General features: G+C 41.1%; 16 protein-coding genes. 6 read left to right on the top strand and 10 right to left on the bottom strand.

The features are described from left to right. Position 1 precedes the first annotated feature (1 nt). The 4 genes from purF to ACQ4KW_RS18205 all read right to left on the bottom strand — a co-directional run bounded on the left by purF (position 2) and on the right by ACQ4KW_RS18205 (position 6,978). Complete coding sequence (gene purF / locus ACQ4KW_RS18190) at positions 2-1,420, bottom strand: amidophosphoribosyltransferase (protein ID WP_430883853.1); 1,419 nt, start codon at positions 1,418-1,420, stop codon at positions 2-4. A 14-nt stretch (positions 1,421-1,434) separates the two neighbouring features. Continuing rightward, positions 1,435-2,142, bottom strand: a complete 708-nt coding sequence (purC, locus tag ACQ4KW_RS18195; RefSeq protein ID WP_430883854.1) for a phosphoribosylaminoimidazolesuccinocarboxamide synthase — start codon at positions 2,140-2,142, stop codon at positions 1,435-1,437. Between the two features lie 158 nt (positions 2,143-2,300). After that, the gene (gene purE / locus ACQ4KW_RS18200) at positions 2,301-2,786 is read right to left on the bottom strand and encodes a 5-(carboxyamino)imidazole ribonucleotide mutase (protein ID WP_430883855.1); all 486 of its coding nucleotides are present in this window, start codon (positions 2,784-2,786) and stop codon (positions 2,301-2,303) included. A 439-nt stretch (positions 2,787-3,225) separates the two neighbouring features. Next, the gene (locus ACQ4KW_RS18205; RefSeq protein ID WP_430883856.1) at positions 3,226-6,978 is read right to left on the bottom strand and encodes a phosphoribosylformylglycinamidine synthase; all 3,753 of its coding nucleotides are present in this window, start codon (positions 6,976-6,978) and stop codon (positions 3,226-3,228) included. Positions 6,979-7,124: 146 nt separating this feature from the next. Between ACQ4KW_RS18205 and ACQ4KW_RS18210 the strand changes: the two genes are divergently transcribed. Then, a complete protein-coding gene (locus tag ACQ4KW_RS18210; protein WP_430883857.1) occupies positions 7,125-8,039 on the top strand; it encodes a LysR family transcriptional regulator in 915 nt (304 codons plus the stop codon). A 29-nt stretch (positions 8,040-8,068) separates the two neighbouring features. Here ACQ4KW_RS18210 and ACQ4KW_RS18215 read toward each other — a convergent pair whose 3' ends face one another. Beyond that, positions 8,069-9,508 (bottom strand): hypothetical protein, encoded by a 1,440-nt coding sequence (locus ACQ4KW_RS18215; protein ID WP_430883858.1) that lies wholly within the window; start codon positions 9,506-9,508, stop codon positions 8,069-8,071. Between the two features lie 282 nt (positions 9,509-9,790). Between ACQ4KW_RS18215 and ACQ4KW_RS18220 the strand changes: the two genes are divergently transcribed. Together ACQ4KW_RS18220 and ACQ4KW_RS18225 are read left to right on the top strand one after the other, a co-directional pair. Continuing rightward, a complete protein-coding gene (locus tag ACQ4KW_RS18220) occupies positions 9,791-11,938 on the top strand; it encodes a PAS domain S-box protein (RefSeq protein ID WP_430883859.1) in 2,148 nt (715 codons plus the stop codon). A gap of 163 nt (positions 11,939-12,101) precedes the next feature. Next, entirely contained in the window at positions 12,102-13,460 is a 1,359-nt protein-coding gene (locus tag ACQ4KW_RS18225) for a hypothetical protein (RefSeq protein ID WP_430883860.1), read from the top strand. A gap of 149 nt (positions 13,461-13,609) precedes the next feature. Here the strand turns inward: ACQ4KW_RS18225 and ACQ4KW_RS18230 are convergent, their stop codons facing one another. Both ACQ4KW_RS18230 and ACQ4KW_RS18235 read right to left on the bottom strand, forming a co-directional pair. After that, on the bottom strand, positions 13,610-17,296 hold the full coding sequence (locus ACQ4KW_RS18230; protein ID WP_430883861.1) for a glycosyl hydrolase family 18 protein: 3,687 nt from the start codon (positions 17,294-17,296) through the stop codon (positions 13,610-13,612). A 289-nt stretch (positions 17,297-17,585) separates the two neighbouring features. Next, positions 17,586-17,711 carry a hypothetical protein gene (locus tag ACQ4KW_RS18235; protein WP_430883862.1) on the bottom strand — a complete coding sequence of 42 codons (126 nt, stop codon included), beginning with the start codon at positions 17,709-17,711 and terminating at the stop codon, positions 17,586-17,588. A gap of 430 nt (positions 17,712-18,141) precedes the next feature. On the opposite strand from ACQ4KW_RS18235, the gene ACQ4KW_RS18240 reads away from it, so the two are divergent. Continuing rightward, positions 18,142-18,450 (top strand): PadR family transcriptional regulator, encoded by a 309-nt coding sequence (locus tag ACQ4KW_RS18240; protein WP_430883863.1) that lies wholly within the window; start codon positions 18,142-18,144, stop codon positions 18,448-18,450. An 82-nt stretch (positions 18,451-18,532) separates the two neighbouring features. On the opposite strand, the gene ACQ4KW_RS18245 is transcribed toward ACQ4KW_RS18240, so the two are convergent. Further along, entirely contained in the window at positions 18,533-18,955 is a 423-nt protein-coding gene (locus ACQ4KW_RS18245; RefSeq protein WP_430883864.1) for a bacteriohemerythrin, read from the bottom strand. A gap of 326 nt (positions 18,956-19,281) precedes the next feature. On the opposite strand from ACQ4KW_RS18245, the gene ACQ4KW_RS18250 reads away from it, so the two are divergent. Both ACQ4KW_RS18250 and ACQ4KW_RS18255 read left to right on the top strand, forming a co-directional pair. Continuing rightward, on the top strand, positions 19,282-21,549 hold the full coding sequence (locus tag ACQ4KW_RS18250) for a transporter substrate-binding domain-containing protein (RefSeq protein WP_430883865.1): 2,268 nt from the start codon (positions 19,282-19,284) through the stop codon (positions 21,547-21,549). Next, positions 21,542-23,851, top strand: coding sequence for a transporter substrate-binding domain-containing protein (locus tag ACQ4KW_RS18255; protein ID WP_430883866.1), 2,310 nt, complete (start codon positions 21,542-21,544; stop codon positions 23,849-23,851). Before ACQ4KW_RS18250 ends, ACQ4KW_RS18255 begins: the two co-directional genes overlap by 8 nt. 76 nt (positions 23,852-23,927) lie before the next feature. On the opposite strand, the gene ACQ4KW_RS18260 is transcribed toward ACQ4KW_RS18255, so the two are convergent. Then, positions 23,928-25,178, bottom strand: a complete 1,251-nt coding sequence (locus ACQ4KW_RS18260) for an NAD(P)-binding domain-containing protein (protein WP_430883867.1) — start codon at positions 25,176-25,178, stop codon at positions 23,928-23,930. A 39-nt stretch (positions 25,179-25,217) separates the two neighbouring features. Continuing rightward, entirely contained in the window at positions 25,218-26,942 is a 1,725-nt protein-coding gene (locus tag ACQ4KW_RS18265; protein ID WP_430883868.1) for a sensor domain-containing diguanylate cyclase, read from the bottom strand. Positions 26,943-26,956: the final 14 nt, after the last annotated feature.

The following is a 26,956-nucleotide window of genomic DNA, read 5'->3' on the forward strand; positions in this document are numbered from 1 at the left end:
CCTAGCGTTTTTCGAAAACAAACTTTGAATCTATTTTAGGAACAGCCATTGGGTATTTACCGCTAAAGCATGCCGAACAAAGTTCTCCTGACTTGCCGATGGACTCAACAAGACCTGGAATATCAATATAACCAAGACTATCTGCCCCTATCATTTGGCAAATTTCATCAATGGTCTTATCTGCACCGGCAAGTTGTTTTCTCGTCGGTGTATCTATACCAAAGTAACATGAATATTTTACTGGAGGTGAACTGATGCGCACATGGACTTCTAGAGCGCCTGCGCCCTTAAGCATGTCAACAATTCGGCTCATTGTTGTGCCCCGCACAATGGAATCATCCACCAGCACCAGTCTTTTTCCACGAACATTGTCCTTTAAAACATTCAACTTAAGTCTTACAGCAAGTTCTCTTGCCTTTTGGTCTGGCTGGATAAATGTGCGACCTAGATACTTGTTCTTTATCATGCCTATTCCAAATGGAATGCCCGATTTTTCAGCGTAGCCTATGGCCGCTGCCGTCCCTGAGTCAGGTACAGCAATAACAAGATCTGCATCCACTGGGTAGTTTTCTGCTAGGATTTGTCCCGCCTTATGTCTTGCCGAGTATACATTACGCCCTTCAATATCACTATCAGGTCTTGCAAAGTAAACGTATTCGAAGGAACAAAGTGCCTTTGTACAAGACTCGCTGTACATGATCGACTCCACACCGTTTTCGTCAATAACAACCATTTCACCCGGTTCAATATCACGAATGACTTGCGCGCCGACAACATCAAGGGCACAGCTTTCAGATGCCATGACATAGCCATCTTCATTCTTACCTAAAATCAGAGGTCTTAGCCCGTAAGGGTCACGTACGCCAATCAGCTTGTCATCACACATAATAACAAGGGCAAAAGACCCTTGAACAAGTCTTAAGGACTGAATGACCGCTTCCTTGTATCCCATCTTGAAGTTTCGAGCAATAAGATTGGCAATAACCTCTGAGTCAATGGATGTTTGGAAAATGGTGCCCTTGTCTTCAAGCTCGTCTCTAATTTCCATTGCGTTGACAAGGTTGCCATTGTGGGCCAGAGCAATACTGCCCCCCTTATGATGGACAACAAGGGGCTGGGCATTGCTGACATAGCTCTCACCTGTTGTTGAGTAGCGGACATGTCCTATACCAACACCACCATAAAGTTTTTCAATAATATCATCCGAAAACACTTCTTGAACAAGACCCATTTCCTTGTAATATTTCACGCCACCGCCATTTTTCACAGCAATGCCGGCACTTTCCTGTCCTCTATGTTGTAAAGCCACAAGCCCAAAACAAAGCATTTGTGCCACGGACTCTTGCTCTGGTGCGTATATACCAATCACGCCACATTCTTCATGTAGGTGATCGTCGAGAATATCATGATTTGGCATCATAGTTGGGGCCTCCATTACTTGTTCTTTACACGTTTAAGTACTTCCCAGTAGCTTGACTCAACTTCACCAAGGTCACGACGGAATCTATCCTTATCAAGCTTTTTGTTTGTTTCCTTATCCCAGAAACGACATGTGTCAGGTGAGATTTCGTCAGCCAGAATAACTTTTCCTTCAAATAGACCAAATTCTAGTTTAAAATCTATCAGTTTAATGCCTCTATCATCAAAGAATTCCTTCATAAGGTCATTGACCTGATGTGCGTATTTCTTAATTGTTTCAATTTGTGCTTCCGTTGCCAGTTCAAGAGCAAGGGCATGGTCGTCATTAATAAGCGGATCGCCTAGGTCATCATCCTTTAGGCAGAACTCTAGGACAGTCTTTGCAAGGGCAGAGCCTTCTTCCACACCAAGTCTCTTTGAGAATGAGCCTGCAGCCACATTACGAATGATCACTTCAAGCGGTAGAATTTTAACGGCTTTCACAAGCATTTCTCTTTCACTAAGCAATTTTACAAAATGTGTTGGCACACCTTTTTCTTCTAGGGCTTCGAACATAATGGCTGACATTTGGTTGTTGATAAGACCTTTTTCAGAAATTTGCCCCTTCTTCTCCCCGTTAAAAGCTGTGGCATCGTCTTTATACTCTACAATGTATTCAGATGTCTTGTCTGTTTTAAAAACTTTTTTAGCCTTGCCTTCATATAGCATTTCCAGTTTGTTCATAATTATCCTCCTATACGATATGTGTATTTGTACCAAGTCCGTCCAACTTATAGCTTGTATTAAATAGCTTGTGACTCTACAAATGCCAAGAACATGAACAATACCCAAATAACATAAGACTGCAACTTGGGTATTGTTTTATTTGTGGACACTTTCAACTAGATTTTAGACTGGATATTCTTATCTTTTTCAATAACCGCTTGTCTCATTTCCACTCTGTATGCTTTCATTTTTTCTCTGAGTTCTGGATATTTTACACTTAGAATTTGAACCGCTAGAAGTGCTGCATTTTCCGCACCGTTAATTGCAACGGATGCAACTGGAATGCCTGATGGCATTTGAACGATTGATAGAAGTGAATCAAGTCCATCCATAGTGGATGACTTAATCGGTAACCCTATGACAGGAAGTGTTGTCAGTGCCGCAATCACACCTGGTAAATGAGCTGCCTTACCCGCAGCGCCAATAAGAACTTCAATGCCTCTTTCTTCAGCACTTTCAGCAAATGCCACTGCTAGATCAGGCGTTCTGTGTGCTGACATAACGCGCACTTCATACTCGACACCAAATTTCTTGAATACACTTAGACCCTTCTCAACAACTGCTAGATCTGAGTCACTTCCCATTAGAATGCCAACCTTCATTTCTTACCCTCCAATTTTCGATAAATCTATTTGACAACATCCCCCTGCGGATGCTGTCATACCTGCTCCCCGTTTGTCATTTGAATATATTGCTTATACACTTTTGTCACATTTATCGGTGACTTGTAGATTAAAAACGCCCTCTTCGCTAGGCGCAAAGAGAGCGTAAATGACTATCTATATGATTGGATTCAGTTTCACGATTATCTTTAAGATTTTCATGATCTTGGCCTCCAAAACCTGTCCCATGTTTATCGACACCCAGGGTGTCGCCGTCCGTTACAAGACCATATTAACAAGGGTGGTATAGATGTGTCAACCTAAAAAGCGAATTATTAAGAAATATTATATTTTATAGTACGTTACATTAGTCGAACTTTACAACACTTAAAAGTAATTATACTTCGCATTTTTATAAAGTGTCAGACTTTTCTTGTTTTTATCCTTTAAAGTATCGAACACCAGCTTCGAAAAGCATCATGTCTTTTACACCTGGTATGTTTCTATAAAGACCATTGCCTATACGTTCAACGTGGCCCATTTTACCCAGAATTCTGCCATCAGCACTGGTTATCCCCTCAATGGCATGAACCGATCCATTGATATTGTGTCTGCCATCCATGCTTGGTTGGCCTTCTGGTGAAACGTATTGGGTCGCAATTTGACCATTTGCCTTAAGCGTCTCGAAGATTTCATCATTACAAACAAATCGACCTTCGCCGTGGGAAAAGGCTGTTGAATAAACAGCGTCCACTTCGCTAAGCGATAGCCACGGTGATAGGTTGGATGCCACTCTAACATCTGCCATACGGCTTACATGTCTGCCTATTTCATTCAGCGTTAGAGTTGGACTGTCTTCTTTAAGCGTTCGAATATCGCCATATGGGAGAAGACCAAGCTTAACAAGGGCCTGGAAGCCGTTGCAAATACCTAGCATGAGGCCGTCATTTTCATTCAAATGTTTCATAATAGCTTCTGCCAGTCTTGGATTTCTAAAGACTGAGGCAATGAATTTACCTGATCCAGCTGGCTCATCTCCAGCGCTGAATCCTCCTGGAAGAGCTATGATCTGGCTGCTTAATATAGCTTTTTCGAAGGCTTCAATAGACTCACTAATGGCCCCTGGTGTCAAATTCTTTAGGACAAGACTTTCAACATCCGCACCCGCTTTTTCGAAGGCTCGAATGGTATCATACTCACAGTTTGTGCCTGGGAATACCGGAACAAAAACCTTAGGTCGTGCCACTTTGTTTTTTGAAATCCCAAAGCATCCCTTGTCGTATGTTACCTTTTCAGCCTGTCCGCTTGCTGGCACAAACTCTGGGAAAATTTTATTCAGCGGGTTTGTCCATAGGCTATAAAGGTCATCAAGCGTGTTCTTTTCGTATTTATAAAGAAGAGACGTTTCAAAATGAGTGTGTCCCAGTTCAATAAAATCTTCTCCAGCCAGCATGGTATCTCTGGCCACCTCTAGAACCAAACCTCCAATAGCTGGTTCAAAGAGGGTGCTTTCATTCACAGTTTCATTAATGTGAACACCAATTCTATTTCCAAAGGCCATCTTACATAGGGCAGATGCAACACCGCCATATTCAATAGCCATAGCAGAACGAACCTGCTCTTTCCCCATAGCCTCCAGAATCTTGTCATAACTTTCTTTTAGATCATTTATATTGTAGATTTCAGAAGCATCACGCTTTGGCATGTATGCCACGATTTTGGAATCTGCAGATTTCAATTCTTGAGAAATAACTTGTCTTATATCAACCACCTTCAGTGCAAAAGCAATGGCTGTTGGTGGCACATCAATATCTTTAAAGGTTCCTGACATGGAGTCTTTGCCACCAATGGCTGGAATCCCAAAGCCTTCTTGCGCTTCTAGGGCACCTAGAAGTGCTCCAAATGGTTTGCCCCACTTCTTAGGGTCTTGACCAAGGCGTTCAAAGTATTCCTGCATGGAAAGTCTTAGACCCTTATAGCCTGCTCCTAGAGCCACAGCTTTGGCCACAGCCTGTAGAACACTGTAGTAGCCACCGTGGAAAGGACTCCACTTTCCAATTTTAGGGTCATAACCAAATGTCATAACCGTTCCTGTTGTTGTTTCTCCACCGAGGACAGGCACCTTTGCTGCCATACCTTGGCTTGGTGTGGCTTGATACTTGCCGCCAAATGGCATTAAGACCGTTCCGGTTCCAATTGTGGAATCAAAATGTTCCACAAGACCTTTTTGGCTGGCCACATTCAAATCTGTCAGGGCTGACTTGAGTTTGTCTGTAAATGTCTCACCTTTAAATTCTGTGTTTTGCTCAAAATATGACTTAGCAACTTGAGGTTTTGCCACTTCAATATTTGTTTCACTTCTTACACCATTCGTGTCAAGGAAGGCACGCTCTATATCAAAAATTGATTCTCCACGCCAGAACATTCTCAGGCGTCCTGTGTCTGTAACCTTTGCCGCCACAATGGCTTCTAAGTTTTCTTCTTCTGATAGTTTAATGAAGGTATCCACATCTTCAGCGCTTAGCACCACAGCCATTCTTTCTTGTGACTCTGAAATAGCCAGTTCCGTTCCGTCAAGACCGCTATATTTAACAGGCACCGCATCAAGATCAATATCAATAGAATCTGCAAGTTCTCCTATAGCCACTGAGACGCCACCTGCTCCAAAATCATTGCTCTTCTTAATAAGACGGCTTGCCTTTTCATTTCTAAAAAGTCTTTGGATTTTTCTTTCCTCTGGTGGATTGCCTTTTTGCACCTCTGCACCAGCTGTATGAATGCTTTCTTCTGTTTGTACTTTACTTGAGCCCGTTGCACCGCCAATACCATCACGGCCTGTACGACCGCCTACCATGACGATGACATCTCCTGGTTCAGGAGACTCTCTAACAACATTTGACTTTGGTGCCGCGCCAACCACAGCCCCCACTTCCATACGCTTTGCAACGAAGTTAGGATCATATAGCTCTGCAACTTGTCCTGTGGCAAGACCGATCTGGTTTCCGTACCCACTAAAACCGAGAGCTGCTTCTTGAGTGATTTTCTTTTGTGGTAGCTTTCCAGCCAGTGTCTCTTCAATTGGGGTTCTTGGATCGGCTGCCCCAGAAACACGCATGGAGTGATACACATAAGATCGTCCCGAAAGAGGATCACGTATAGCACCACCAAGACATGTGGATGCACCACCGTATGGTTCAATTTCTGTTGGATGGTTGTGCGTTTCATTCTTGAACATAATAAGGTAAGGCACTTTTTCTCCACTGACATCAACATCTGCTTCAATACTACATGCATTGATTTCTTCTGTGACTTCCATGTCAGCCAGTCTGCCATCGGCCACCTGTTTTTTCATTTCTATGGTTGCAAGGTCCATAAGGCACATTGGCTTATGGTCTCTTTTAAGTTCATTTCTCAAAGACTTATATTTGTTGAATGTATTTTCCACAGGGACAGTCAGGGGATCTTTTTCAATCTTGACGTCCTTGATTTCTGTCATAAATGTCGTGTGACGGCAGTGGTCGGACCAGTATGTGTCAATCACCTTAAGCTCTGTAATTGTCGGCACCCGTTTGGCGTCATCTTTAAAGTAATTTTGGCAGTGCATTAAATCGTTTAATGTCATTGCAAAACCATGTTCCTGGCGGAATTTTTCCATTTCATCACTTGAAAGCCCGTTAAATGTCTCAAGGTGGTCTACGGCCTCTACCACTGGATCGGCTTCAGTAAGTTTTTCTGGTTTCTCTAGTTTGACTTCACACGCTTCAACTGGATTAATTAAGTAATTCTTGATCTGGTCAAAGTCATCGTCACCAATTGGACCGCTGATAATATAAAGGGTTGATGCCTGTACATGAGGTCTTTCTTTCATAGTGATAAGTTCAATACACTGCTGGGCAGAGTCTGCTCTCTGGTCAAACTGCCCTGTTAGAAGTCGCGTTCTGAAGACTTTGTCACCTGCATTGATGCTTGGAATACCATCATAAACAAAATCCACATTTGGCTCTGAAAGCACTTCGCTCTTTACCGGTTCAAGTTTTGTCTTGTCCGGGCCTTCAATGTCATAGACATGAAGTACACGTACGGATTCAATCTTTTCCATATGCAGACTTTCTCTTAAGTCTTTTAGTGCGGCTTTTGCTTCCACATCAAAACCTGGCTTTTTCTCAACGCAAACTCTAATCACTTGACTCATATGACCCTCCAAAATTTATCTCTAATCATTTCCTGCACGGGTTTAATGAAATATCCCTTGTCTGACTCTTCATTGCCAGTTTAACATGGTCAGTGTTATAATTATAATTAATAATACTTATACTTATTATAAGGAGTGCTAATGTTATGGAAATCAACTTCGAACTCTACAAGGTCTTTTACCACGCTGCCAAATATCTGAGTTATACAAAAGCAGCCGAATCCTTGTTTATAAGCCAATCTGCGGTAAGTCAAAACATAAGGCAACTTGAAGACCAGCTCAACATACAACTCTTTGTCAGGGCTGGAAAAGGGGTTAAACTCACCATAGAAGGGGAGGCTCTTTTTGCCCACGTGGACAAGGCTTACAATCTTTTAAAATCTGGAGAACAGTATCTGGATAGCATTCGCTCGCTCAGTCAGGGTCTTGTAAGAATTGGTGCCAGCGACACCATTAATAAGTACTTTCTACTTGACCCCCTTAAAACATTCCACGAAAAACACCCTCATATAAAAATCAAGATCAACAACCGGCCATCACCCGTTTCCCAACGACTTGTTGAAAATGGAGAAATAGACTTGGGTGTTATTAATCTTGACCCAGAAAAGAACTATTCCAACTTGAAAGTCACCCCTCTTGGAAGTTTCTCCAATGTTTTTATAGCACCTGTCAAATGGAAAGAAACCTTGTCCGGGGTCCGGTCTGCCAACACACTGAAAGACTACGCCTTGATTTCACTAGAGGAAAAATCCACAACACGACGGGTCTTTGACAGGTATCTTACTGAAAACGAACTGGATCTTTCCCCCGAGTTTGAATTTGGATCCATGGACTTGATTGTGGAAATGACCCGCATTGGCATGGGCATTGGTTTTGTGGCTGAGGCCGCTGCAAGATCTGCCGTCCAGTCAGGTGAAATCTTTATTGTGAATATAAAAGAACCGATCCCCAGAGTGGAGATCGGTCTTGTATCTAATCCTAAAATACCTATTAACTTGGCCGCCAAGGCCTTTTCTGAAACCTTGCTTGAAACCTATAGTCACAATCGTATTCTGGATTAGGGCTTAAATGATATTTTTCAATTAGCTTTTTATTGACCATCGCGAATGGCCTTGCGAAGTTCCACAAGTTCCGGGAACCGGTAGAAGAAATTAACCTTTTGGTCTTTTATTGTGTTCCCGCTTGGCTTCGCCTCAAAAACAAAGACTCTAAAGCTTTCGGAAATATCTTCTTCCACATTTGTCGCCGCGTAGTCAGACACAAACCATGTGGCGTGGTCTCCATAAAGCCTTTCCACGTCATACTCTCTGTAGCCATCTTCGTTTGAAAGCAAGTACATGTCTGTCTTGTTCTTCCAGAAACTATCATAGAAAATATTCATGTAACTGTCCTTGGCTAAGACGCCTTCTTGTGTGACATAGGTGTTCTTTGCGCTTTCATTCATCTGAGTGTGATTGAGGGTTAAAACATGTCCAAACTCATGGACTATGGTCTCCTCCATGTCTTTTTTGTTAAAAGCACCACTGGAGTCTGTCATGTCCTTAATATCAAGGTTTAGAACAAACTTTGTCAGGGCTTCATTCGTTGGATATACAAAGGCCATTGTTCCATCTCTTCCATCTGAACCCACTTCGAATTTATCAATATAGTCTGTCATGGAGTCCGGCATAAGTTCTACGACATACTGCCACAGGAGTCTATAAGTGTTTTCGTTAAATGAGGTGTCCTCAGTTATTTCGAGGGCTTGTCCAAACTCATCAACAGGATTCTGGATATATGTTAGGTTTTCATCATTGACCTTGAACTGGGCAAATATTTGACTTTCAAACGCTCCGGACATTTCAGGGTACTGATTGAGCAGGTCAATAATTTCATCATATTTGTCCTGGGCTGACTCAAATCGTCCCGCTTCTTCATCAGTCATATACAGGTCCAGTAGTTTTTCATACGCTTCCAAATCGGGCTCTGTCATCATACCATCAAATTCTGACGGATCTGCAAATATGCCTTCCACCTCGGTTAAGTCCACCTCGCTAAGGGCCTCTGCTAGCAAGATGGCAATTTGAGATTCCAACTTTTTCACAGCCGCTGAACTCTCTGTTAATGAGTCGATGTCTTCTGCAAAACGCATCAATTGATCATACAAAATCCCGTCATCAATCAAGTCTGAAAAGGTATTAATATAGCCTGACCACCCCTTTAAATCTTCAAGACCGGCCTCTGCATCATCTCCTGTTCCCTCTGGCATACCGAATTCATCAAAGGTGATTCCCAGCATGTCATCCACTTGAGGTATGACTTCCTCCCAAAGTAAAATGGCTTCATCTGTCTTTCCCATGTCATCAAGGTCTGCTATGGTTGCCATATCTTCAAGCAGGTCTTGCCAACTTACGCTTGTCTCTTCCAAAGCTCTAACAGAATTCGTGGGCCCAGGCAGGACCGTTTCATTTGTCAGAGCAAACCCACTATTTACTGAGATCATCAGCATAATCCCAAGTGTCAAAGCGGTCCATTTTCTATTTCTTTTCATAATGACCTCCATTTTTTTCATGTCATTCAAGTTCCCTTCATAATCACTTCAACCCAATGTTTTTTCATCGCTTAATTTTTCAGTCACGAAGAACATAAAAAGTTTCATGTACCGCTGACCTTAAATAAATAATATCCCGGCAATTTTAAGTGAGTCTTATCTGAACCTTAACTTAACCTTAAGCCTAAAAGCGTGATGTTTAAGTTATGTCTAAGCGGGGGGTGGGTAGAAAAGGTTATAGTATTTAAATTCAGGTCAATATCAAATTATGGAGTGACTTTTATGATACATTTACCTGCAGTTATCATATCTGGGAAATACACCCTCCCAGACGGAGCAGTGCATATTCTCAAAAAAGAAATGAGCGATTGCTTTACTTTAAGTTCTGTCAAGGCGATCTTAAACCTTCTTGAAACCGACCAGATTTCCAGGGAAAGTGTCTATTTTGTAGACATTCACCTTGTACCAATGTTTTTAATGGTTATTCCAGCCCCAAAGTATTTGGTGGCTATTTCTCAGAACTGTGATCAGATTCTTAACAATGAACATATTAAAGATTATTTGTATTTAAGTGAATACCCTAAAATAGAGGCCCAACTGCATCGAATTCTCAGAAACATGGCTTCTACTATAGAAAGACGTTCCTTTAATAAGGAGATTGAACGGCTCTATGAAGTTGGTAGTTATTTAAGCACCAAAAGAAGCGTGGATGCATTAATTGATGCCATTTTAGATGTTAGTATGGAGCTCATTGGCGCAGAAGCAGGCAGCTTTTATTCTATTGTTGACTCAAGAACTGGCAAATGGTCCTACTATAAAAAAGATGACCCCTATAAGGTCATCCAGTTTGATATAGCAAAAAACAAGCGGGCGGATCTTGAAATTGTGTCAATGACTTTCCCCATTGTTCCTACAACCATAGTGGGGAGTTCAATAATACTTGGTCGAACCATTGTTATTGATGATGTTCATAACATCCCTAAAGATGCCCCCTATACCTATGACGCCCAAGTGGAAAAAAAGACTGGCTATGCCTGCAAGTCCATGCTGACCATCCCCATGATGGATAAGAGAAACCGTATTTTAGGGGCCATTCAACTTATCAACAAATATTCAGGGCCTAGTCTCTCTGTTTTCAATAAGCGGGACGAAGATATGATGCAGTTCCTTTCCCACTACGCTACCATCGCCCTTGAAAACAGTCATTTATATGAAGAGATGAACGAACTGCTCTCAGACTATGAAAAAATCATTCAAAGCATCGACCTAGAAAAAAGTGGTCCTGGCGACGAACTGTCAAAACTCACTGAAACCATTGAGATGAATCCCAGCGCCCTTATTATCACAAATACCGAGGGCTCTATTTTATATGCCAATAAGCAGTTTGAAACCCTTACAGGCTATAGGTCCGATGAGGTCATTGGAAAAAGACCTTCCTTCTTAAATTCTGGTGAAATGCCCCCAGAACACTTTAAAGATTTTTGGAATACCATATTAAGTGGTCAGGAGTGGCGAGGCGAGTTTCATAACAGACGTAAGGATGGCACACTATACTGGGAAAAGTCCTCAGTGACTTCTGTAAAAGATGAAAACAATCAAATTAAGTTTTTCGTCAACACGCGAGAGGATATAACAGACCTCAAAAATACCCAGTCTGTTCTTATACAAAAAGAAAAAAATGCCGCCATAGGACAATTGGCAGCAGGTATGGCTCATGAAATCAACAACCCCTTGGGCTTTATAACAAGCAATGTAAGTACCCTAAGTGATTATTCTGAAACGCTTATAAACACTATGGAGCAAGTAGAACAAGACAAGGACGCTGTTGTGGATTTTATACACTCCTCTGACTACGAGTTCATAAAATCTGATCACACAGACCTTGTCCAAGAAACCTTAGAGGGCTTAACCCGCGTGAAAAAACTCGTTGAAGCCATGCGATCATATTCCAGCATTGACACTCTGAGCGAAAAAATTGAGTTTGATCTGGTTGAAGTTGCTCAAAATGTTCTGACCATATTTTCAAGTCTTGCCGCAGACACTTGCCCTGTGGCATTTGTCCCTAAAACGGAGGCCAAGGTCTATGGAGACTCCGGCAAACTCCAACGGGTTTTAATGAATATACTCATTAATGCCCTTGAAGCTGTCAAAAGAAAAGGCTCAGGAGATATTTCCATGCACCTGGTGGATTCGAAAACCAATGTCATTCTTAGTATTGAAGATGGCGGAGATGGGATCCTCCCTGAAAATATTGGTCACATTTTCAACCCTTTCTTCACAACCAAGCCCATAGGAGAAGGCGCAGGTCTCGGTCTTAGTCAAGCCCTCTCCATTATAAAAACAGACTTTAATGGCCATATAGATGTGACCAGCACACCTGATGTGGGAAGTGAATTTACAATCGTACTGCCTGTGTCTGAACATGAGTAAAACAAGATGCACGTATGAAGATCCAAAGAAAAAATCACCTTATATATGTGGCATTTCCAGTCAATTTTGTATGAATCCTGCCATAAGTTATAGTAAAATAGTAATGATACTGAATTCATGTAGAAAGACAATTCATATATAAATGACTTAGGGAGATGATTGGATGAATATTGGATTGATCGGCTCGGAAAATACGGTTGGTCTTGTTAGAGAACTTGTAGAAGGACATACAGAAGACTATAGAAAAGTTAAAATCCATCTCCATGCCTGTCAGTCTACAGACGCCATTGAAGCCCTTATTGTTCAGAACAATAGCGCTTGGGACGCTGTTATTCTTACAGATATTGTAGGCTATGCCCATAAAACCTTGAGTAAAAAAATAATTGGCCTGCCCATATACTACATACCATTTGAATCTGAAATTATATTATCAACCATTATTAAACAGCTCAACGATGACCCCAAACTTAAACTGAACAAAATGTATGTGGACACCTTTGTGACATCAGAAAACGGCTTTTATTTAACCAATCTTCTAAATGCTTCTGACCAGCCACACACCCTTTCCAGAGACCAGCTTCCATCTTTTTCTGAGCAAGGTCTTCTTGAAGACATTCGCGGTCTGGTTCAGTCAAATGATGTTGACATGATCCTAACATCAGTGGGCTCTGTCCATCGGGCATTCCTAAGCACCAAGGTTCCATCCCTCATGCTCACTCATACGAAGACTTACTTAAAAAAGCATTTTAAAACCATTCTCAAGGATGTTGAGCTAAACATAAGCCGAGACAATACACTGACCGTGGCCTACATTGAACTGGCTGATAGAGAATCCAACGTGCTGAACATCCATGAAATAGAGTATCAGGAGGTCAGCCTGCACAAGGCTCTTGTTGATTTTAGGGTTCGCCATAAGTGGGAGATGAACATTCAAAAGCTTCCCAATGGTTTTGAATTGACCTTCCCCTTATCCAGACTACAAACAGATGCAAACTATCTCGATTTCCCCCTCATTGACTACTTGAAAGAAAACCTGAATTTTAACTTTTTTGCTGGTCTTGGACTTGGTTTACTTGGTATAGACAGTGGTCGTAAATCTGCTTATAAGGCCTTTGAACAGGCCAAGAGCTATGGAGAAAACACTTGTTTTCTTATTGATATAGATAATTACGTTCACGGTCCAGTTGGCTTACCGCCACGACTTTACTATAAGCTTCCAAGCCCCTACATTGATGACCAAGCAAAATCATTGGGGGTACACAGTCACAACTTGGCCAGGGTGATCTCACTTTTTTCAGCCAGTCAAGACACGCCGCTCGATTCTTCACAAATTGCTGAGGCTCTCAACATAACCATGCGAAGTGTCAATAGAATTTTAATCAAGCTGGCACAAAACAATATTCTTATTGCCAGTGATGGCAACCCGGAGTCTCCCGATGGAAAAAAACTCAATAAGGGGCGCCCCAAGAAGCACTATACCTTGTCTCCTTCTGCCATGAAGGCCTATACATCAAGCTATTGAATGGGACTCAGCACTGGTATGTATGGGGGTAGGTGGTCACAATTTTTTTATTCTTAATGCCGTATTAAAATCATAAAGGAGGGGATGTGTTTTACACCATCCCCTCCTAAGCTTTTTATGGTTTGCATTAAAATGTCATTTGCCCTGTATCAGTTTCCAAATTCAATGATAATGGCCCCAGGTGATGTTACGGATGGATACATGTTGTTTACTATCTTTTCCCAAGATTCATCGCTTCCTGGAAGAGACTTTGTCCACCATTTTGCCCTGTATTTTTCACCCTCAAAATTAACCAGGTCTCCCTCTACATATGTAGAACCTGCCACATAATCCACACTTCCATCTGGGTACTGAACCACTTCTTTTTCCCATGCTGGGCTGGCATCTGGGTATTCACCTTTAACCCAGTATTTTGCCGTATATTTTATACCCTTATAATAAACCACATCTCCTTGATTATAGACCTTGTCCATTTCAAAGGTGTCTTCATTTGCATCTTGTTCTCTTACTGTAATCACTCTTGTAGATATGCTTTCAAGCCCCTGTGAGTCTTTCACCCGGTAGGTTAGGGTGTAGTCCCCTAGTCTTGTCACATCCACACTGCCTTGTAAAACAATTTTATCTGTCACATCGCCATCTTGCCTGTCGTAGGCCATAACACCCTCTAAAGCATCAAAGTTTGAGCCCTTAATTATGATCATATCTTGGGTCCCACTTATCTGAGGGGCTGTATTTTCCTCAGAGCCCCCAAGGAAGGTATTCAGTATTTTAGAGAATCCATACTGACTTGTCACGCCTTCATTGTCCATTAGCTGGGCGTCCCGATTCATTGACCAAAAGGAAACCATACCTATGCCTTTTTCACGGGCATGATCCACTACGAGTTTTGTCCACTCTTCAGTAAATATAGGATGGGCTGCCCCTTCAAATCCTATAGAGACTGTCGTGCCCAGTTTTCTATAGGCTTGAGACTCTGTCAGATCTGCATTTACATAGGTTTTGTAATAATCCTGAACCTGTGCCATTGTGCTTTCTAAGGCACGCTTTGAAGCCGTCCCATAGGTTTCACCAGGATTCAAAGTGCCACTGCCATAACACATGGCCATAATGTTAATGAGGCTAACATCCACATTTTCTGACAAGTAAACCTCAAGGACATCCAGCTGAACCCCTGTTAAGCCACTCGGCAAAACTGGAAGGGTCAGGGTCACTTCTACATCTGTCTGGTCTTGAAGTTTCTTAATGGCTTTGGCATTGGCTCTATTGTGGTCTTTGTTTTGACCTGCACCTTCAATATCAAGGTCTATGCGTGTGAGCCCATAACCTTCTACAATATCCTTATAGGTCTTAAACAAGGTGTCGACATCTTGAGTGGCTTCCCAAAACGGCTTTCCATTAAGCCCTCCAAAGGAAACCGTCACATCGCCACCAATATCCCTCAAGTCCTTTATGGATTGTTTGATACCCTCGTACTGAGTATTGCCTGCGGTCGCCTCATTGAGTGTTGGGTATCCACCCCAGCCCCAGTTGACCTTACCATCTGATACCGCTTGGCCCTGAGCCGTTTGAATAAAGCCTAGATTAAAGAATTTGACACCAGACTCCATAGAAAGTTTTTTCAAGTTTGCCGCACCACCGAGTGAATACTCTGGACGTGTGTTCCATGCCACCATATCCACAAACGGCGCCACCACTTGATCATCCCACTGAACCCCTTGACCTGTTCCGTAATCAGATGCCCCCTGACTTTCTGAATAGACGGTTACAGTTCTTTCATGACGCGTTGTTTGACCAGAGCTATCAGTGACTGAATAGGCAATAGTATAGGTTCCAACTTGACTTGTATCCACTTGACCTGTCACTTGAATGACTGAGGTCAGGTCACCGTCTTCCTTGTCCTTTGCTGTCACACCTTCTAAAATATCAAACGTCGCTTTTAATGGAATTCTAACATCGCTTGCATTTTCAATAATAGGTTTTTCATCAGTGGTTTGGCCTGAACGATCTAGGATTGTTTGTCGGCCCAAATCCACACCACCAGCATATATTTTTTGCGCCAGTTCAACGCTTATAATATCTTCAGCACTTGGATCTTGATGGCTTGTTTTAAGCTTAAAGCTGTACTGACCGCCCTGAGCAAGTGTTTTGCCATCATACACACCCGACAAGTCAACCACTGTATAGTCCCCCTCTGTCGTAACAAGACCAGCCTTGTAATCGCCTGATGACAAGACTCCACCAGTGGTCTTAATATAATATTTAGGCAGTTTGACCGTTTCGTGAGCTTTTTCAACACTGGCAAGAACCGAATCTGATTCATCTTTGCTTTCCTTGTTTTTAATTGTAAAGGCATAGCCCTGTTTTCCACTGCCATCTGTATAAACATCGACATCACATCTTATATCGAGTTCAGCATATACAATCTCTTGGTCTGGAAGTTCTGCACTGCCATATAGGCCCTCTTTAGTTGCTAGGGTTAGTTCGTCACGTTTTGTTGATGTTGTCTGAGCATCCTTTGATGCCATCCATGCGATCATACCGCCCAGTTTGTTTTCTTTAACATAGGCCGTTTTCTCTTCAATGGATCTGACATTGTCGTATGTAAAGAACTTGCCTGTGTCTGCATCATATAAGTATGGTGCCTTTGCCACATCATCCCAGTACTCTTTTAGACCAGGATACGTCGCCTTTAACTTTCCTAAGGCATTGTAAGACCAGACGCCCCCTCGACGACCGCCGTCACCATTTTTAAGCGGCGCTTCATTCAGGCCCCCCCTTGATGGGGTTTGATCAGCATCTTTGCCTGCAATTTCAGCACTTCCAAATAGACCAGGTGTTTCCTGGGATGGACCTGCACTGCTTATATTCCCCCAACCTCTTGTATAATAGGCCGCTCCAACTACGATTTTTTCTGCAGGCGCCCCCTTAGATATAAGATAGTTGACACACTCATCCACAGACAGTCCACCGCCCTTAAGCGGATCATTTGGATTGGTGTATAGGCCTGTTTGATGGCCAGATACATTGTCCCAAGCCCCACGCATGTCATAGGTCATAATGTTTGCAAAATCAACCACATCGAATAGACCTGGTATATCAATGCCAGCATCCAGCTTGGCAATTGGGGCTGGTAGGGCAACCGTCAATTCATAAGTCTTGCCCAGTCTATCCCCCTGTGCATCAAGGCCAGACCGTATATCTTTTAAAAGCTCAATATAGTTGGCCTTGTCAGCTGGTGAAGAATGCCTTGTGCCTTCATCACGGGCATTGTCACATAAATCCGGCTCGCGGACAAAATTAGGATATTCCCAGTCAAGATCTATAAAGTCCATATTGGTGTACTCAACAAACTTAAGCAGGTTTTTTACAAATCTTGCCCGGGCGCCTTCATTTTCAGCAAGAGGTGAAAAGTCCCCAGATTTTGACCAGCCGCCCACAGACACCCCTATTTTCATATTGGGATTTTCTGCACGTATGGCTTGAAAGGCGTTTAAAAGTCCACTATTCTCCGCCCCCCACTGGACACCATCCATCCCTACATTTGCCGCTAAAGCTGCATCCTTGTCTGTGAAAATCAGATTTCCGTCTACATCAAAATCTAAAAAGGCAAAGTTAAGATGTGTCAGTTTGTCGGCAGGAATATCCTTGGGATAAAAATTGTTTTCACCGCCCCATATGGACCAGTCTCCATAGTACATAACATTTCTGTAGCTTGAACCATTGGCCTCTGCAGCAAATGAATACTCAGTTACCCCCACTGGTAATGCTGCCCCCATTAATAGCAACATGCTGAGACCATAGCAAGCTGCCTTTTTTCTGAATTTCTCAAATTTCATAATGCATTCCCTCCATGGTTTTATTTATTCTTTTTTTTGGTTCAGTTTGTCTCATGACTGACCAACAAGAATACCCTCATTAAAGGACTTGATAATTTGAAGTCTTTTAATAAATGCATCATAGCACTTTTGTCTTGAGAAATACGCTAACCTTCCTTATTCGACCTTGAATCTTCATGTTTGAACATTCTGACAATTGTATTTTCCGACATTCGGCTTATTTTGCACCCGACAAAAACATAAAAAAACCACCACCTGCCCTTAAGCAAGTGATGGCTTCTATTCATGATTAACCGCAGCTGCCGCCGCATGAACTACAGTCAGATGCACCTTGATTCACAGGTACAACCATGTAACCATTGCCCATAAACTCGACCTTGATGTCGCCCATTTGAGCGTGTAGGTCCTTGTCCATTACAAATGGAATGTCGTTTGATTCATCTACTAAATCTGAGTCTTTTTTCTCATCCAGAGAAAGTCCAAGCGTTGGACCCGCTCAGCCCATGCCTGCCAGGAAAATTCTTACGTTACCTGGTTGCTCTGGCTGAGACTCAACGATCTTTTTGATTTCGTTTACTGTATCAACAGTAGTAACTATTTTCATTAGAGTCCCTCCTTACGGGTTATATTCCTACTATATCACTAGGATATAAAAAAAATCAATACTAATTTTATATCTCATTGAATTACCTTATTAGTATACTATCATCTTCCCAGAATAACAATGAACTTTTTGTTAACATTCCACCCCCTCCGCCCACGGGGTATATTTGCAATGATATTTTATACATGGTATCTTAAATTCATAACCATACATTACTTATATACCCGACTGAGGTGAACTTATGGAAAAAAAGATCCTGCGAAAAGTTTTTGGCGGCTTCATCCAAATACATATCCTTCATCATGCATTGAAAGAACCCATTTATGGTGTATGGATGATGGACGAACTCCGAGAGCATGGTTACGACATCAGCCCCGGCACCCTCTATCCTATGCTTCACAGCATGGAGAAAAGCGGCCTTCTCACCATGGAAGAAAAGAATGTTGATGGTAAAATACGAAAATATTATGCAACCACCGAATTGGGGAAGTCTGTTCTTCATCAGGCACGCGAAAAAGCCTATGAAATGTTTAAGGAAATTAAAGACTAGCTATTATTAAGAAAGCCTTCAGATTAGATCAAATATGATATTTGACATAATCTGAAGGCTTATTTAAATGTTTGTTCTTAGCTTACTGAGCTGATTCAGAAACATAAGACTGAATTGTGTTTCTATATTCAAAATCTGATCCAATAATATGTTTGAATATCCAAGTGGAGATAAATTTTAAAATATCCATAATGAACTCTGTTTGATCCTCATCTAATTGAGAAATATCAACAGCATTTAATTTTTCTACAAAACGCCTATGCTCTTCTTTATGAGCGGATAGACCCTCAAATCCAGCTTGCTCCATCATTCGCTCTTCTGTGGCAAAATGGTAAACTGTATAGTCTTTCATTCGTTCAACTGCGTCAATAACATCATCATACAAATCTTCGTTTGAATAATGCTTAACCATTTCCATAAGCTCAGCACCAATACCAATTAAATGTTTATGCTGCTTATCAATCTCATCAATGCCTACTGAGTAATCGTTGTTCCATTCGAACATAATATCCCTCCTGTTTCTATATCAAGTTTTATTCTTTGTTGTATATTGTCCGAAAAAATCACACCCAATGATTATAATATTGAACTTGCTCAGTGAAATCAATAAATATGACCAATGTTAACAAAAAGTTTTATAAAGTCAGGCACTTTCTAAATTACAGATATACACCCTCACCATTGCATAAATATAGTTCTTGACGCTCAAATATCTATATATGCTATGGCGAGGGGCTTGAATGATATTTTGCAAGTCTCTCAAGTAAGATTTCTAGATTGGGGTATACATGAATATAAACACATCAAGAGCAGAACTTATAGGGGGAAAAAATGCTTCCTAAAAAGAACTGGGGACTTATGGCACTTGTTCTTACAATCAGTTTACCCATCATTTTCTATAGCACATTTAACACAGGCTCAACCAATGAGGCTGATTTTTCTATGTTTAACACAGAAGAACTTGAGTGGCTCAATACCCATAAGAAAATACACTATGCTCCCGATCCAGATTTTTATCCCTTTGAGTATTATGAAGACGGCCTCTACAAAGGCCTCTCCATTGACTATATAAGCTGGATAAGCAACCAGTATGACCTCAATATAGAAACCGTTTCCTATGACACATGGGACCAAATACTAAGGGCTGCAAGAGATAAAAAGGTTGACCTAGTTACTTCAACAGCCCGGTCAAGCGAGCGTGAAAAATTCTTAATCTTCACAGCCCCTTACACTTATATGGACTATGTGGCCTTTGTCCGTAGTGATCAGAACACAGATTTTTTTGAACATGATCTTGTCAACATGAAGACCGCTGTAATACGGAATTACGCTGCCCAAGATATTCTTGGTGAAAAGTACCCAGATATTTCTCTTATTTTGGTCAATAATGTTGAAGATGGTTTTATCAAACTCAAAAACAGTGAGGTGGATGTTTTTATTGCCAGCACTGGACAAGCTTTTCGTGTGGTTAATGACAAAAATATTAGCGGCATCAAGGTGAATGAAAATATTCGACTGCTTGACTCTCTGCCCCTTTCAATGGGCACCCATAGGGACAATCCCATCCTGATATCTATTTTAAACAAAATACTTAGCAGGATGCCTCAAAGGGTAAAGAATGATATTTTTGACCAGTGGATGACCATAGAGTTTGCAGACACATTCACATCAACATTATACAGCCGTCTCATAATTATATCCCTAGCAGTTACCCTTTTAATCGTCTTTGTTTACATGTGGAATCAAATATTGAACAAACGAGTGAGAGCAGGTTCTAAAAAAATCGAAACTGAGCTCCATCAGCGCCGCGTGCTTGAGTCACAGCTCAAAAATATTATTGACAATATACCGTCTCCAATCTATGTGAAAAACAGCCAAGGAGATTTTGTTCATGTCAATCAAAACTTTTGCGATCTAATTGGGGTGCCCTCGGTTGAAGAGATTGGAAATACCAGTGTTCTAAAAGCAGAATCAAAAGAGCGGTTCCAGGCTATGGAAGAATATGTTCTAAGAAAGGGTCTTTCCATTCGCGACAAGGCGAATTCGGTCACTTTTAAAGACGGACGGGAAATGATCTTAGACTCAATCAAAATTCCATTTCAAGTTCTGGGTGAAAACACACAAGGCGTGCTTAGTATTGATATTGATATCACCAAGCGTGTCCGTTTGAAAAAAGACCTTTCAAAAGCCAATAAAGAGCTGGAAGAAAAGGTCAAAGAGCGTAGTCTTGCCATTGAGGCAGTCAATGATGAACTGGAAATTTCTATGGAACAAATTCGGCAAAATGAATTGAAACTTCAAAAGGCCAACGCTGAGCTTACCGCACTTCTTAAATCGCTCAGAGAAACCCAAATGGAATTGATTGAAAAGGAAACGATTAGTGCCCAGGGGCAAAACCTCAATAAGGTTTCTATGGAAATATCAAAGCCAATGCAGTCTGCCCTAGAAAAAAATGAAAATATCCGCATCCGTATATCTGCACTCATGTCAGACATAGCACGTCATAATATGGCACCAAACGATTTAAAAACCACCATAAAGGAAACGCTCAGCGCCCTAGATGATATTTATAATTGGCTCAAGGCTTCTTCACGAGTAATTGAAACATTTAAGATTATATCCCTGGTTGACCATGGGTATCAGCCTTCACAGATCAATCTGAAACTTATGCTGGAGAACACTTACAGTCAAATTCTTGACTCGCCTGTAAGCGATTATGTCACTTGTGAAGACAATATTATTCTCATGGCTTCCCCAAATGCATTCTCACAAATCCTAAACCACCTTATTACTTACATGACAACACATTCGATGGATTTTGAGAACACTAGACTGACCCCAGTGCACGTTATTGCACACCAGTCAGAAAGCGACTTATGTATTCGCATAGAGCTTGAAATCGATAGCAAGACGCCACATGTCATTGACACACACATTGATCTGGGGCTACAAATCATTGAAAGTGTCATAAAACATTATTTTAGTGGTTCCATTGAAGAAACATACGATCAGGGCAAGCACATTTTAAAAATGTCCATCCCAAATATGTTTCTGGCCATTTCTTCTTCCCAGGATGAAGGCGGTGATTTAAATGCCTAAATACTTATCATTTTTTCTTATATCGCTTCTTTTAGTGCTTTTAAGCCTAGCCTCCATTCAAATGTGGGAACCGGTAAACACAGCCTATGAGGTTCAGTTTACTGCACAAGAACGCCAGTGGCTACGGGATAATCCCATTATTCGAGTGGCCATTGATCCTGATTTCGCCCCCTATGAATTTTACCAGGGAGGTCAAGCGCAAGGCATTGGCCTGGACTACTTGGAGTATATGACCTATCAGTATGGTCTTGAGTTTGAGGTGACTCATTACGATTCCTGGACTGACTCACTCGATGCTATAAGAAATGAAGAAGCTGATATTATTACCGCATTGGTTGAGAGCCCACAAAGAGCAGAGTTTATGCTGTTCACCCCTTCTTATACAGCCATTCAAAACGTGGTTCTTGTACGCAATGACACAAATTCAGATTTTTCAGAAGCAGAAATGACCACCATGAATGTGGCCGTGATTAAAGACTACTTTGCCCAAGATTTACTTGAGCTTCATTATCCAGGTATAAGCTTGTATGAAGCCAGTGATATCTCCGATGGACTCCGCGCCCTGTCATTTGGTCAAGTTGATGCTTTTGTGGTAGACAGTGCACAAGCAGCCTACTATATTCCTAAAATTGGCGTTAACAACTTAAAAATGAACGATAACATTCGTCTGGGATTTGACTTACCACTTCGCTTTGGGGTCAGAAAAAACGCAAAGGAACTTCGAAGCGTTCTCAGTAAAATAATACGGGGGATTCCTCAAGATGTGCATGAGCAAATACAGCAAAAATGGGAAACCGATGCTTTTGAACCTGGTATAGACACACGGCTTTTTGTCATTCTTTCCGTTCTAATATCTACACTCTTGCTTTCTGGGGTCTTGATGTTGCTTTGGAACCATACGCTCAACCAGCAAATAGATGAAAAAACAAAAAACATCCGTCAAGAGATCAACAAGCGCAAAACAGTTGAGAACCAACTGCGCGAACTTATAAACGCTATCCCGTATCCTGTTTCTGTTAAGGATGCTCAGGGCATATACGTCTACGTAAACTCTGCCTATAGCGACTTGATCAGCATACCCGCTGCAAAGATTATAGGTCACCAAGATACCGCTCTGTATGATTTAAGTAAAAACGTCAACCGAATGATTATGTCTGATGGAGATAAATGGGTTATAGAAAGTAAAGAGGCTTATAAAATCAAGGCCCTTGAAATCACAAACGAAATGGGACACAAGGTCTACGATGTTACTAAGCTTCCTTTTTACATTAATGATACTGGCCGTTTGGGTGTCCTTAGCTTTTCTGTTGATATTACAGAACAACATGACTCTCAAGAAGACCTTCAAACACTAAACGACCACCTCGAAGAGATCATTGACCAGAGGGTCATAGAGTATAAAGAAAAAAATGAAAAGCTTTTGGATGCTTTTTCGACTCTCCAGGCAAGCGAACAGAACTTGTCAGCCCTTAATAAAGAACTTTCAACCTCCCTTGATGTTCTTGAAAGAACACAGGACAAACTTATAGAAGTTGAAAAATTCACAGCCCTGGGCCGATCAGCCAGCGCGATAGCCCACGAAATGAACACACCAATCGGTATTGGAATTTCTGCTGTCACCTATGGATATGATGAAATGAAAAAGCTACTGGAAAGGGTTTCAGAGCCTTCTGTCGGTTTGATTGAAGTCACAGAAAGCCTTGAGAGGGTGGTTGAATCCCTCGAACTGGTCAAGTCTAGTATTGTCAAGATGCTTGAGACCACAAACGCCCTAGATAAGCTCACATCCACCCAGTGGAAAAGGGAAGAAGACGCTTTTGTGCTTTGCGAATTAATCACAAACCAATTTGAAAGTTCAAAAGAAGAACTACATCCATTGCCAGGGCTTGATACGGTTAAGCTGGATATACACTGTGATCCGACTCTCAAAATTCATTCTTCAAAGGAAGCCTGTCAATTTATATTTGACAATTTATTTCAGAACTCTATCCTTCATGGTTTTAGCACAGTTGATTCAAATAAGACAATACGTGTCACTTGTACATTTTCAAATGACTTAGTCAATGTACATTACGAGGATAATGGCAAGGGGGTAGAAGCGGATGTGCTTTCTAAGATCATTGAACCTCTGTACACTTCAAAAAGAAGTTCTGGGCATTTGGGTCTGGGACTTAGCATTGTCTACAATATTATTGTACAGAACCTTGATGGTCATTTAAACATATACAACCTTAACGCTGGTGGTCTCGCCATTGATTTTTCAATTCGAACCCTTAACCCATCAGCTCCTGTTCAAGTATAAGAATGCAAAAAAACAATAGCCCCTGGAACAATGAATTTTTGACGCATGGTTCATTGATCCAGGGGCTGTTTCTATATTAGCGTTTTGCAGTGAGTGCCTCTACTGCACGTTTTGCTGACTCAGCAAAGGCATATAGTCCCACACCAAAAGTAGACTTTTCCTTGCTCTCAGAAAGGAGTCTTAAGCCACAAAAGAAGACATCCTCTTTTGTCGCATAACCATCAATAAGCTCGGGCTCACCAAGCGCATTGAAAATGTCGAGCATAATCCAACTATAGTCCGGCTTATAACCTGTACACCAAATTATATTCTGAATGTCGTGTTCTATCATATCAAGCTTTTGAATGAGATTTATGTTATCGCAATTTATTGTTTTCAGGTTAAAATCCACCTGAAGACTCGGTAAATTTAAAGCCATGCGTTTAATTTCTTTGTCAATGCGCTTTTCAATGCTTCTCATGTAGGTATTGCTTCTTTCTAAAGCATTGCAAAGACTGTTTGAAAACATAAGTTCTGTTCCTTGCCCTTTAGTAAATCGCCCTGTAAGCTTAACACCACTTGCAAGGCAACTGAAAAGGTTTTGACTAATAACATTTTGAATGTTTTTATTGCACAGATCCTTATCACGATAGGGTAATATAGGCTTTCCACTTGAAAAACCAGAAAGTCTGTTTAGCCAATACATGCCATTCACATTCCTATAAATAACAGGGATTGGTCGCATACTTCCAAGTGAAAGGTAGACTGCGTTTTCCGTATGTTGCTTAACTTCAAGTGCAATTTGAACCCCTGAACAGCCACCACCCACTATAAGTGTTCCGCCTGGCTTGAGTTGATTGGGGTTTTTATACTGTGATGAATGTACTTGATAAATGTCCTTTCCAAATTCTTCTGCCACAGGTGGTATAAAGGGTTGATTGAAAAGGCCAATTGCCACAATAACCTTTTGAGCATGAAATATACCTTGATCTGTTTCTAGTTTGTATAAGCTTTCTGCCTTATAGAGTTTATTAATACTCGTGTTTTCCAAATAGTCAGGATCGACCATATCCATAAATTCCTTCAAATATTTATAGATTTCCTTACCTGACATATATTCATTGTTATATGGTATACGACTTTTAATACCTGGAATATTTGTCATCCAATTTGGAGATATTAAATGAAAGGAATCCCATCTCTCATTCTTCCAAGTTTGAAGCATCTCATTTTTCTCAATAATGATATGCTTTATACCCTTTTCCTTTAGGTAGTAGGACACAGCTAGGCCACAGGGGCCTCCTCCAATAATAATGACTGGATAAACTTCCGTCTCATTTGGTCGCAAATTATTCACCTCACTTTTAAGGCAATATCATTTCATATATCAAGCATTTGCCTTATGCTCTTTCTTCTGTTGATACATTCGGTTGTCAGCTTCTTTGAGTAACGAATCTGCATCCTTTAACGCCAGTTCTTTGTAAGAGATAACACCGCATGAACAGTATAGATACTTGTCAAGTTGTAAGGCGTCAATATCTGTGTCAAGCCACTTTGCAACCTCTGTGATAAAGCCATCTTTCTCATTAAACAAGGTGCTGATTTTTTCAGCGGCTTCCTGAGCCTGCTCTGCCTGTACACCTGGCAATATAACTATAAACTCGTCTCCACCATAGCGCCCCACTATATCAGAGGCCCTAAAATGATTTTTCAACATGCTAGAAACAGCAATAAGAAGATTGTCTCCGACATTGTGGCCAAACGTATCGTTGTAGTACTTAAAATTATCAAGATCTAAGAATAAAACAGAGAAGTCATTCACATCACCTTTTTCGACAAGATGAATAAGTGTCTCCACTTCACCTATTATAAATCGGCGGTTGAGCAGACCCGTAAGCTGGTCTGTATTGGCCATTGAATACAGTTCTGTATTCGATTTTGTCAAAAGGCTATTTCGATTCTCAAGCTTTTCTGTAAGTTTTACGAGTTCTCTTGTCCTCTCTTCAACAAGCTTTTCAAGATTTTGCGTGTGTGAGTCAATTTTATCAGCCATCTCATTATAGGCATTAACCAAGACACCAATTTCATCATCTGAAACATAAATGTCCAGTTTGTTAATATGCCCTTCAGAACTAGAAACAGCCTGTGTTAACTCAATAATCGGCCTGACCATCTCTGATGAGAATTTCTGATTTACCCAAGCAAATAATACCAGTGCGAATGTGGCTATAATAAATATAACCGTTCTAAAATACTGTATAGGTTCGTTAATGTCACTCATAAGCGTTGTAATGCCTAATTTCCATCCAGCTGTATTTTCTATTTCATAAAAGGTTAGAACTTTTTCCTCATTTTGATTCTGGTCAGTATACTGAACGAATCCGCTTTGATTGTTCTCCATATAAGTCCAAATCGAATGTCCTTCTTGACTAACATATTGCTTTGTCTCATCTAGATTTGTTGTCATACGTATGGACTGGTTGGGATGGGCGACAACAAGCCCCCCTGCGTCGACAATCCAAGCGTAGCTATTAAGTGGCATTTTGTTCTCGTTAATTATGGTTGAAATTTCTCGTAGGTCTGTTGATCCACCCACCATTGCGATGAGTTTCCCCTTGACCTTTAGAGGCACTCCAATCACAAAAACCTCTCTTTTGCTTTCTCTACCAATTATAGGCCTCGAAATAACATATCCAGGTTGCTTATTCATCATTTCAAGAAAATAGTCCCTGTCTGAAGAGTCATTTGTCTCCCCATTCGAAAAGAAGACTTTACCAGAGGCATCTATATAGAAAGCTGTTAAAAAACCATAATGGTTGTTTTCAACAAGCTTCTGGAGTTGACCCGTTATATCATCATGTTCTATGCCTTGATTTTGTGTGCTTGCAATGGTCCTCAAAGCGTCAATTTTCTTTTCTATGACATCCCCCATTTGTTCAGCATAAACTTCATTCAAATCCATTGAACTGCTAATGGCTTGATCTAAGAGGTTCCGTGTCTGCAATTCATATAAAATGAAGAATGAAAGGAAAAATAAAGAGTAAGTAAGAAGTAAATATCCTAGAAAGATTCTTTTTTGCATGGACTTAAACATGATTACCCTCTTTCCCATGTTTTTGGCTATAA

Origin of the sequence: Tianxiuia mixotrophica (assembly GCF_050596425.1) — a bacterium.
Taxonomy (GTDB): domain Bacteria; phylum Bacillota; class Clostridia; order Peptostreptococcales; family Acidaminobacteraceae.

Bases quoted from the DNA above. Each gene is read 5' to 3' on its own strand.
- ACQ4KW_RS18210 (WP_430883857.1), top strand. From the start codon at position 7,125: ATGGAAATCAACTTCGAACTCTACAAGGTCTTTTACCACGCTGCCAAA.
- purF (WP_430883853.1), bottom strand. From the start codon at position 1,420: ATGATGCCAAATCATGATATTCTCGACGATCACCTACATGAAGAATGT.
- ACQ4KW_RS18245 (WP_430883864.1), bottom strand. From the start codon at position 18,955: ATGTTCGAATGGAACAACGATTACTCAGTAGGCATTGATGAGATTGAT.
- purE (WP_430883855.1), bottom strand. From the start codon at position 2,786: ATGAAGGTTGGCATTCTAATGGGAAGTGACTCAGATCTAGCAGTTGTT.
- ACQ4KW_RS18265 (WP_430883868.1), bottom strand. From the start codon at position 26,942: ATGGGAAAGAGGGTAATCATGTTTAAGTCCATGCAAAAAAGAATCTTT.
- ACQ4KW_RS18205 (WP_430883856.1), bottom strand. From the start codon at position 6,978: ATGAGTCAAGTGATTAGAGTTTGCGTTGAGAAAAAGCCAGGTTTTGAT.
- ACQ4KW_RS18215 (WP_430883858.1), bottom strand. From the start codon at position 9,508: ATGAAAAGAAATAGAAAATGGACCGCTTTGACACTTGGGATTATGCTG.
- ACQ4KW_RS18250 (WP_430883865.1), top strand. From the start codon at position 19,282: ATGCTTCCTAAAAAGAACTGGGGACTTATGGCACTTGTTCTTACAATC.
- ACQ4KW_RS18235 (WP_430883862.1), bottom strand. From the start codon at position 17,711: ATGGACAAGGACCTACACGCTCAAATGGGCGACATCAAGGTCGAGTTT.
- ACQ4KW_RS18220 (WP_430883859.1), top strand. From the start codon at position 9,791: ATGATACATTTACCTGCAGTTATCATATCTGGGAAATACACCCTCCCA.
- purC (WP_430883854.1), bottom strand. From the start codon at position 2,142: ATGAACAAACTGGAAATGCTATATGAAGGCAAGGCTAAAAAAGTTTTT.
- ACQ4KW_RS18225 (WP_430883860.1), top strand. From the start codon at position 12,102: ATGAATATTGGATTGATCGGCTCGGAAAATACGGTTGGTCTTGTTAGA.
- ACQ4KW_RS18230 (WP_430883861.1), bottom strand. From the start codon at position 17,296: ATGAAATTTGAGAAATTCAGAAAAAAGGCAGCTTGCTATGGTCTCAGC.
- ACQ4KW_RS18255 (WP_430883866.1), top strand. From the start codon at position 21,542: ATGCCTAAATACTTATCATTTTTTCTTATATCGCTTCTTTTAGTGCTT.
- ACQ4KW_RS18240 (WP_430883863.1), top strand. From the start codon at position 18,142: ATGGAAAAAAAGATCCTGCGAAAAGTTTTTGGCGGCTTCATCCAAATA.